This is a genomic window from Geomicrobium sp. JSM 1781026 (assembly GCF_041949955.1).
GTDB lineage: Bacteria > Bacillota > Bacilli > Bacillales > Marinococcaceae > Geomicrobium_A.
In genome coordinates, this window is sequence record NZ_JBHFQF010000022.1 from 1 (window position 1) to 9,251 (window position 9,251).

Below are 9,251 nucleotides of genomic sequence, written 5' to 3' on the forward strand. Positions count from 1 at the left end.
ACCAAAACACATTCTTGCCTTCGCTGTTTTTCTTAATGCCCCACTTGGGATCCATCGGCACCTCCGCCCGTAAGAGATCAACAGAGATGTCCAGCTGATCTTCAATTTTCTTATCGTAGAGCGAAAGTGCCGCTTCTTTTTCTGCCTGTGCTTGACGGCAAGCTTCCGGATCGGCTTTGGTTTTGCGGCCCTGTTTTGTAGGGGACTCCTTCATGTTCTCGGATTTCTCTTCCTTTACGGGCGCTAAGTCTCGTGCTTTTAGATGAGTGGCGTCAATGGCGACGGTGTCATCGGTAATGAACCCTTCCGTAAAGGCTTGGACAAGCACATCGGATTGAACGGATTCCAGCACCTCCGCGTGTTGGATTTTCGTGACCAAACGTGAAAACGAGGCTTCAGAAGGGACGGCATCTGAGACGAGAAACCCACAATCGAGTTGGAACTTCACGTCGTGGCGCAAACGGCGAACCAAGTCTTTAATCGTTGGGATTCGCTCAAGAATTCGAATGAGAAGCGCATGAATCATGGCCGGGTAGTTGAGCTGTAAAGGCGCACCCTCCCGGGATTTTTTCGACACCACCCAAAGGATCGAATCAATATTGATCGCCGAAAATACCTCATCGAATCGATGGGGAGGTTCTAAATCATATAAATCTTGCAGGTCAAACAGGCTCGCTTGTCGTATAATAGCCATAAGGGAGTCTTCCTCCAGTCTTTAGAGTTTTGTCAGCACTTAACTCATTCGACTGTTTGGGGAGGTACTCCTTTTTTCGTGACGTGAAAACCTTGGGAGGCTAAGACAGGCAGTTATGAAATTCGTTCAAGTGACACTTGAGAAAGAAAAATCATGATTTTAAACGTGAATGCGCACATAAACGGTGTCAACTGTCACAAATCGTGCGATTTGTGACAGTTGCGTGCGGAAATTGCCCGGTTTGAGGGCTGGATTGTCACATACTTGTGCCAGGTGGTGAGCCTCGGTCACGACTTTTTACCCTTCGGCAAACGTTTTTCGTGTTGCCCGCAACCCTTACAGTGGCGAACGTTGTCGAAGTGAAACGAGATGAACTTCAACAAGCAATGGGTAGGCGTTTGCCCGTATAGACCAATCGCGATCATAGAATTCAATTAAATTCTTTAGTTCAATTCATCTATATAGAATGGACTTAAAATTTCCCTGATTTGCGCTGTTGGTTGTTGGGTTGGGGGGGAAGCGCGTTGCTGGGTGCCATTTTGCGCTCTAGTTTACACTTTCTACGCTCAAGTTTGCCTAGTTTAACGATTTTGGTGCTCATTTCGCTAAACTTGCGCGCAGTTTGTTCGAACTGGAGCGCAGATTCAATGCCCATAAGCGAGCACCCTGTCGGTCCAAGCAGGGCCGAAGCCAAATCGGACTCGGTTCGGCGCGGCTCGCGCCGACGTCTCGTGGGTACTTCGGGGCAGGGATGTACTCCTGACCTTGTGATCTGTTACCGAGTTTGCTCATTCTGTTCCCTAGTTTATGAGAATATATCGTTTTTCCTGCGATTTTCCCCAACTTGAGAACAGTTCGGTCGCAACTCGAGCATAGTTTTCACTTTACCAAGCTTACGATTGGTTGTTGAAGAAGTTCTTTAGTTCAATTTATATAAATCCCGGTCGAACGATGATTTTACCAGATACTGGACGATCTAGATCATTTAGAACACCGCAGTTTACCTGACAATGGCCGACCTATGAACGCTCGTTTCTACACTGAACTTAAAACCATTATTCTAGCAACCTTCGGCACCTCTGGTGTCGATGATAAGCCTAACGATCTCCGCCATGAATCATACGAACATGTTGTTGGTTGTGTGACCGAAAAGGGCGGTGGAATTTCTTACGACGAGCGCATGGAGTCGGGGGGATGATGTAGCTAAAACCACAGCAACCCATGTACTCAACGTATATAGACCTTTAAATTGCGGTATGTCGTGTTCATGCGCTAAAACCGAGTGCCCCAGACATATCCAAATAATTCTTTACACTACCCTCGCAACACAAGCTTTTAACGTAGTCTTCCTGCCACTCAGGCAAGACATGGTTGTTTTCAGCGAGCAGAGGCCCCTAACTACGTAAATAACCTTGCCAACTGGCAAGGTTATTTAGGATACTTCATAAGCAAATGACTAAGCTTCACGATCGGGTTTATCCAAGGTATCTTCTTTTGGAGTAGCAGCCGGAGTATCTTCGAAGATTTGAGTTGTGGACTTTTTGAATTCAGTAATGGTTTTACCAAAGGCCCCGCCAATCTCCGGCAGTTTTTTGGGTCCAAAAATTAAGAGAGCTAACAGAGAAATCAAGATAAGACTTGGGATTCCGACGTTAAATGGACTCATATGTTCACCTCCTGCTTTCTTAGTTGTTAGACTGCTCCAATTTCCCATTTTTTATCAAAAAAAAAATGTACAGCAAAGAAAAACTTTGCTGTACGGGTGACGCTATTCATGTAATGAACAGATGAGATCGATATACGTGGCTACTCCGGTGCTCAATACCCGTTCATCATAGTCAAATGACGGGTGGTGATGTCCTGCTGCCAGTGGAGTGCCAAAGATCATGTACGTAGCCTCTCCACCTGCATTTTGAACGTCTGTCATGAGTACTGCAGCATCCTCTGATGCACCAATAGGGAGGGTCGGTATAATTGTATTCACAAACGGATTCGCCGCGGTTGCTGCGGTCAGCCGATTGACCCAGACGTCATCGCACCTTGCGGTCATGCCATGACCAACTACTTCTATATTGGCCTCTACATCGCTCATTAATGCCGCGGCTTTTGCCACGCGCTGTACTTCGTCAAACATATATGTGTCCAACTTATCCGTCTGTCCTCGTGTTTCTCCTTGAAGGGCCGCTCGGTCAGGAATGACATTTCGACCACTTCCAGACGTTAACGTACCGATATTAATGCGCGTTGTTCCATCGCTATGCCTTGGGATGGCAAGAGCATTTTGCACGAAGGCCGATGCCGCAATCATTGCATTCTTACCTGTCTCGGGATATGCTCCAGCGTGGGCAGCTTTGCCCGTGAACGCAAGATCAAATTTAGTCGTGGCTAGAAAACCAGTGGTCGTTGCCGCGATTTGGCCGATTTCTCCATCTTGAATGCCGATATGACCGGATAGAAAATAGTCTGCACCAGTGAGCCAACCTTTAGCTGCCATCGTTTTTGCCCCGCGACTACCTTCTTCCGCAGGTTGGAACAACAACGTAAAGGTTCCAGTGAGCTCATCTTGGTGATGAGAAATGTAATGGGCAACAGCTAAACCGATCGCTGTATGCCCGTCGTGACCACACGCATGCATGTTACCCGCAATCGTTGATTGAAACGATTCTTTAAACGGTAGATGGTTGTCGTCTGTCGCCTCTGTAATTGGCAGTCCATCGATATCAAAGCGGAGTACCGTATGTGCCCCAGCTCGTCCTGTATCTAGACGCGCAACAACACCTGTCGTTCCGTTTTTCATCTTGTCGAGCAATGCAGTTGGAACGCCATACTCTTTCGCACGCAGCATCGCTTCGTCCAACTCTTCTTGGTCGGGAACACCTAAACGCTCATCTGCAGCGATGGCATCCTCTCCTATGTGCAGTAAGAACCCTTTGCCTTCAAGTTTCTCTACAATTTTGGCGGTCGTAACAAACTCCGTCCAGCCTACTTCCGGAACTCGGTGGAATTCTCGCCTCCAACTAACGAAGCGCTCTTCATTTTGCTCGACCCATTCATGACATCTCATGTTGTCACCGTTCTTTCATGTTTTCTTCCATCGTAACACGAAAAAAATTACCGGTGTTGTTCATAAACAATTGCTTGTGAGCTTCGTTGCAACTTCTCATATTCTTCGTCAGTAAGTGAAGGTAAATCCATCGCTCCGACATTCTCCAACACTTGCTCCACTGAACTTGCTCCCGCAGTAACCGATGAGACAGCAGGGTGATGAAGCACATAACGAATGGCCAGTTGAGCGGGTGTGCCCAAGTGTCTCATTGCCGCCAGAGCATCCGCCGCAAACTGCACTTCACCTTTTGTATAATCTAAGAAACCTTCTTCAGGCGTCTTCACTCCCGACTTTTCTGTTAACATGCCTTTTGCGATCGGACCTCTTACGATGACACCGATGTCATTTTGATGGAGAAAATCTAACATCGATTCTTCAGGTCTTCTGTCCAACAAGTTGTATTGCATCATGACACTCGTCATCCCTGAATCCGCGTATTCCTTTATGACATTCGGTCGAATCGAAGAAATGCCAAACGCACGAATGAACCCTTCTTGCTTCAATTCTTGGAACGCCTCAATCGTCTCATCAATCGGATCATCAATCGTTCCACCGTGCAATTGATACACATCAAGATAATCCGTACCTAAACGTCGCAAACTGTTTTTACACGCCTCTTTAATATACGCCTTAGAGGGATCCCAGTACCAATCATCCCGCCCTTCTTGCCAATGATTGCCACCTTTAGACGCCAGCACAAGTTGTTCTCTTCTGCCTTTGATGATTTCACCGACGATCTCCTCGTTTTTTCCGAATTGATACAGATCTGCGGTGTCCACATAATTCATGCCTTTTTCTATACCTGCTTCAAGGACGAGCCTTGCTTCTTCTATATTTTCAGAAAGACTCATCGTTCCAAAGCCAATTTCACTAACATGAATATCTGACTTCCCTAGTCTACGCATTTTCATATGTTTTCCTCCTTCAACGTTCTTAGTCCACATTTACCCGTTTTCGCTTCGGTTCATACGTACATTTGCGCTTGTTGTTTTGACAGTTTTTTGTCAAAATAGACAATAGTCGTGATTTAAAAGAATGGGGGACCCATAATGAAGACTTACGAACAGTTGCAGCAGACCATTCAGAAAAAAGTGATCGGTCAAGATGGGGTGATTGAGTTGATGACAATCGCCTTATTAAATCATGGGCATGTGTTGCTTGAGAGTGTGCCCGGTACAGGAAAAACGTTATTAGCAAAAACGTTTGCTTCTGCGCTACATATGTCTTTTAGTCGCATTCAGTTTACACCAGACATTTTGCCGAGCGACGTTACCGGCTTACGTTTTTTCCATCCGAAGCATCAAGAGTTTCAATTAGAAAAAGGGCCTGTATTTACGAATGTACTCCTTGCTGATGAAATCAACCGCGCCACACCGAAAACACAATCATCATTATTAGAAGTCATGGAAGAGAGACAAGTGACAATTGACGGGGAAACACATCTGATCGACGGGCCTTTTATCGTTATTGCCACGCAAAACCCAGTCGAATCTCAACAAGGCACGTATGCACTTCCTGCTGCTCAATTGGACAGATTTTTCTTAAAAATCCCAATGAGATACCCGGATGTCGAACAAGAACGATCAATTTTACATACCCATGCCTCTCCTTCAACAGAAGAGATAGAACCCGTATTAACAAAAGAAGAGATCTTCTCTCTCCAAGAACAAGTCGCTCGTATTACTGTCGACCAAGATGTTGAAACGTACCTTTTGACACTCGCCCAAGAGACACGAAATCACCCGCTTATTGAAGTGGGTATCAGTCCTCGGGGAACGCTCGCTTGGCTTCGAGCAGCAAAAGGGATGGCTTTTCTACGCGAGCGAAGTTACGTTCACCCAAGTGATCTACAAGACACCGCTCCATATGTCATCGCTCACCGACTTCTTTTATCCACAGAGGGGTACATGACAAAAGGGGCCGATCAAATTCTCAAAGATATTCTTCAAGAAGTTCCAGTCCCTGTTGAGGCGAATGAAGCATGAACCGAACCGTTGAGAGCTCGCGTGTCACAGGTATCGCTACGCTAGCCTTTTCACTATCTTTAGTCTTCGCTTTAATTCAAGGTGAAGCCTTATGGTTATTGCTTTCCGTTTTTGGTCTGTTATGGGTAGGTGTCTCAAACGTAATACTCAAACGCCTTGGTACGCAAATTTCACTCACCGAGACTGGAAAGAAAAGGCGGTATCATATCGACAATGAAGGTGCATTTGAATTTACGATTCGCAATGACGGTCTGCCCATTTACCAAGCAACACTCATCATTCAATTTGACAACAATGTCAATCCGATTGATGTTGAGAAGACAACGAGTTCTGGCGAAGGCATTCATGAGGTTCGGACTCGGATCACGTTAGGATACCGCTCTGAAAAAACAATCCATATTCCTTTTGTTGCTTTTGAACGGGGAATCGGTCGCATTCGTTCAATTCGCATTGACATTCCGAATTGGGCAGGATTTGGGCATGTGGAACTTCGCTATTACCATACGCTCAAGCAAGAAGCACTTGTTTTTCCAAAGCTGCTCCCTGTTGCTGAAACGGAAAAGCCGCTCACTCAATTTGAAGGAGACTTCCCTAAACCTTTTGCACTGTTTCAAGATCGCATGTTGCCCGTTAGCGTTCGTGATTATCAATTTGGGGATGATTTCAAAGATATTCATTGGAAAGCGAGTGCAAAGATGCAAAAGCTTCAAACGAAACAATATGAAACGATTACCGATCAAAGTGTACTTCTCACCGTTAATATCACTTCCGACTATGGACTTTCTAAAGATTTAGATGCCCTCGTAGAGCATAGCGCATTTATTGCTAACGAAGTTTTAGGAGACGACATGGCCTTTGGCCTTGCCATGAATCGCATGACATTTGGCAGTTTTCGGTTCATGCACACGCAGGCAGGAACGGGTAATGAACAGCTGCTCTATTTACTCGAACAGTTAGCTTCTGTGACGAAGGGACGTACACTCACAACGTCCTATACGAAACTGCTCTCACATCTCATCTATCAGCGGGAACGCCCCGTTCATTGGATTCATGCTGGAGAGCGCACCCAAGAGGTTGACGAGATGCTTCATCACTTGCATAGAAACGGTCAACCGCTGAGCATTTTGCACCTGCACAAAGAAACCGCCTATTTATCCCCGTATACGCCACTCGAACAAAGGGGGAGAGATCATGGCTCGTAAGATTATGTTCGGTTTCTACACTGGAATTGAAGTGAACCTATTACTTGGATTATTCTATGTGATCTATGCACTCATTTCACCGAGCTTTCCATTGCTCCAACTCGTTTTGTTCGTGTTCACTTGCTCATTCATTCTCGTATGGGCTGTAGAAACGCCCAAAAAAAAGCAAAGACTTTTCATTATTGGGGCTTTACTCCTTCTATTTGTCGTTGGGTGGGGTCTGTATCAAATCATACTCATTCCAGTACTTCTTATACAATTGCTCGTGATGTATCGAATTATTTCTCATCAACCATTCTCGGTATCTGAACGACTCGTGGGGAGATTCCTTGTTTTAATAGGGATGAACGTGATGGTCGCCGCTTTTCTCCAAAGCTTCGGAGCAACACTTCCAGTAACGGAGTTGTTTTTTTACTTAGCGAGTATGACATTAGCTGCAATCACGTATTTAACGTTATCTTTTATGAGTGCAAATAACGGCAAAAGTAACCAAACACTCATTGTATGGCAAGGTGGACTCATCGGATCTCTATTGCTTATTTTAACGGTCATCTATTTCAACTTATCGGTTATCGAACGAATGGTAGCGATGATTATTGAAGGGATACTCACATTACTAACGTTCATCGTCACACCTATTTTCCAACTATTTGGAATGCTGTTTGCGTTAATCGCGCCAGAAGATGTGGAACCTCCCCTTGAAGCAGAAATCGAGATGGGCGCAGGTTCGCTTGAAGAACAGGAAACGTACGTTCCAACTGAACTGTTTGACATCACTTGGATCTTTGCGACACTCACGTTTCTCGTTTGTATCGTGTTGGCTGTCATTTTCATACGAAAAGTGATCCGCGGAAATGAAGATTACGCACAAAACAACCACCTCGTCCAAAATGCTTCATCTGGACTGCAAAAAACATTAACAAATCGATTTAAAAACCTTTATTCCGCTCCAGACAAACAACAACTCATTCGAAAAGAAGTCGAGAAATTGGAACAGTACGCCAAGAAAAAAGAGGTACCAAGAGACCCTAGGCAGACCATTCATCAATGGCTGCTCATTGTGACGAAAAATCTCACTGACTTTGACTTAACAGCGTACGTTGATGTGTACGAAGGCGCCCGCTATGGTCACCGAACGATTGATGATCAAGATACTAACTGGTTTAAAAAAGAAACGAAACGAATTAAGGAACATTTGAAAAACTAGAAAACCTGGGCAGAGGGCCGGGTTTTCTAGTTAAGTTGAACGAAAGAAATTCACTGAAACGATGACCGAGATCGGTCTTTGCGGGTGAATGGTTACCGTATATTGTCTGTTGGAATTCATCTGTTTGCCGATTGTTGTTCGTCACTGTAAAGGTTGCGGGCAATACGCAAAACGTTTGCCGAAAGGTAAAAAGTCGTGACCGGTGCTCACCACCTGGCACAAGCGTGTGATGGCCGGTCACGTATGTGACAATCCAGCCCTCAAACCGGGCAAATTCGGCGCGCAACGGTCACTTATCTCAGGATTTGTGTCCCGGCCCCTGCACTCTCATATATACTTCTCTTCGATTGCATGGGGCGGAGGGCGGCTGAGATCGACGGAAACAGTATGGTGCGAGGAATTGTGTCCGGAGAGCGCCCTTAGTCGTGCACTCCGATGTCGAAAACGTGCACTTGCATCTGTACCAGATGGTTTGTGCATGCTACGTAGGGCAAGGATCCACCCCGGATCGAGCATGGCTTTGCATTCGCAAGATGAGAAGCTGGAAGTACTATCTTGCTGTCGGCATCGGTGGTGCCGAAGAAAAAGCGAGCGAGTCGAGGCGACTGGGGTTGGCTTCGGCGCCGGAGGCGCCGACATGTTGCTAGTCTTTCGGATTTTCTTAGCGTCTGTTGCGTCTATACGGAGCTGCTCAGGGTTAGAAGGACAGAGACTTGGGCGGTGCGAGGAATTGTGTCCGGAGAGCGCTCCTAGACGGACAGAAGAGCTCATTTATGTGACCATCCGTACTGAAAATAATGCTCGTAGCGACTCCGATTGTCACTGAAACGACTTTTTGTGACCAGTCGGAACCTTTTTGTGACATTTGCCAGCACCAAACACCGGTTTTGCTACCTGAACTGTCACTTATCTGAGGATTTGTGACAATTGTAGAGTTAGTATAAAAAGTGGACACGCAATAATGAGCGTCTTGTATAATGAAAGGAATACAAGAGGAGCGTGGAAGAACTTATGGGAAAAAAACATGTATCTCAACAATATCGAGAGCATCTTTCAA

General features: G+C 45.7%; 7 protein-coding genes. 3 read left to right on the forward strand and 4 right to left on the reverse strand.

All coding sequences use genetic code 11. From position 1 onward, the window contains the following. The 4 genes from ACE1TF_RS20275 to ACE1TF_RS20290 form a co-directional block, all read right to left on the reverse strand. Positions 1–694 (reverse strand): transposase (locus ACE1TF_RS20275; RefSeq protein WP_375018892.1); only part of this gene is annotated, 694 nt, incomplete at its 3' end. Positions 695–2,150: 1,456 nt separating this feature from the next. Continuing rightward, positions 2,151–2,360 carry a twin-arginine translocase TatA/TatE family subunit gene (gene tatA, locus ACE1TF_RS20280; RefSeq protein ID WP_042398315.1) on the reverse strand — a complete coding sequence of 70 codons (210 nt, stop codon included), beginning with the start codon at positions 2,358–2,360 and terminating at the stop codon, positions 2,151–2,153. A gap of 102 nt (positions 2,361–2,462) precedes the next feature. After that, positions 2,463–3,758: an amidohydrolase gene (locus ACE1TF_RS20285; RefSeq protein WP_375019455.1), complete on the reverse strand. Its 1,296-nt coding sequence runs from the start codon at positions 3,756–3,758 to the stop codon at positions 2,463–2,465. Between the two features lie 47 nt (positions 3,759–3,805). Beyond that, a complete protein-coding gene (locus ACE1TF_RS20290; RefSeq protein WP_375019457.1) occupies positions 3,806–4,711 on the reverse strand; it encodes an aldo/keto reductase in 906 nt (301 codons plus the stop codon). 138 nt (positions 4,712–4,849) lie between these two features. Between ACE1TF_RS20290 and ACE1TF_RS20295 the strand changes: the two genes are divergently transcribed. The 3 genes from ACE1TF_RS20295 to ACE1TF_RS20305 are packed head-to-tail and all read left to right on the forward strand — an operon-like array spanning position 4,850 to position 8,194. Continuing rightward, on the forward strand, positions 4,850–5,785 hold the full coding sequence (locus ACE1TF_RS20295; RefSeq protein ID WP_375019459.1) for an AAA family ATPase: 936 nt from the start codon (positions 4,850–4,852) through the stop codon (positions 5,783–5,785). Next, complete coding sequence (locus tag ACE1TF_RS20300) at positions 5,782–6,987, forward strand: DUF58 domain-containing protein (RefSeq protein ID WP_375019461.1); 1,206 nt, start codon at positions 5,782–5,784, stop codon at positions 6,985–6,987. Before ACE1TF_RS20295 ends, ACE1TF_RS20300 begins: the two co-directional genes overlap by 4 nt. Next, the gene (locus tag ACE1TF_RS20305) at positions 6,977–8,194 is read left to right on the forward strand and encodes a hypothetical protein (protein WP_375019463.1); all 1,218 of its coding nucleotides are present in this window, start codon (positions 6,977–6,979) and stop codon (positions 8,192–8,194) included. The genes ACE1TF_RS20300 and ACE1TF_RS20305 overlap by 11 nt, the downstream gene beginning before the upstream one ends. Positions 8,195–9,251: the final 1,057 nt, after the last annotated feature.